The 321-nt window shown below is 65.1% G+C and carries 1 protein-coding gene; it reads right to left on the bottom strand.

What is annotated here, in order from left to right; all coding sequences use genetic code 11:
* Nucleotides 1-15: 15 nt before the first annotated feature.
* Nucleotides 16-321 (bottom strand): fumarylacetoacetate hydrolase family protein (locus EN851_RS35025; RefSeq protein WP_135931098.1); only part of this gene is annotated, 306 nt, incomplete at its 5' end.

The raw sequence follows: 321 nt of genomic DNA, 5'->3' as shown, positions 1-321 counted from the left end.
TTCCGGCGATTTCCGTCAGGCGGCCTTACCGGTCATGTCCTCGCGGCGAACTTCGTCGCGGATCGGATTGACCAGCTTTCCAAGCCCCTCGATCGAGACTTCGCACTTGTCACCGTCCTTCATCAGCAGGCGCGGATTGCGGGCCCATCCGATGCCGGCAGGGGTGCCGCTGACGATCAGGTCGCCGGCCTCGAGCGTGATCGCCTCGCTGATCGTCTCGATGAGGGTGGCGACATCGAAGAGCATGTCGTCCGTGGTCGCCGATTGGACCACCACATCGTTGAGCCGCGTCTCGAGCCTCAGCCCCTTGCCGCCGGCCGG

This window comes from Mesorhizobium sp. M8A.F.Ca.ET.208.01.1.1, from assembly GCF_004791315.1.
GTDB lineage: Bacteria > Pseudomonadota > Alphaproteobacteria > Rhizobiales > Rhizobiaceae > Mesorhizobium.
This window is presented reverse-complemented; position numbering and strand designations above follow the sequence as displayed.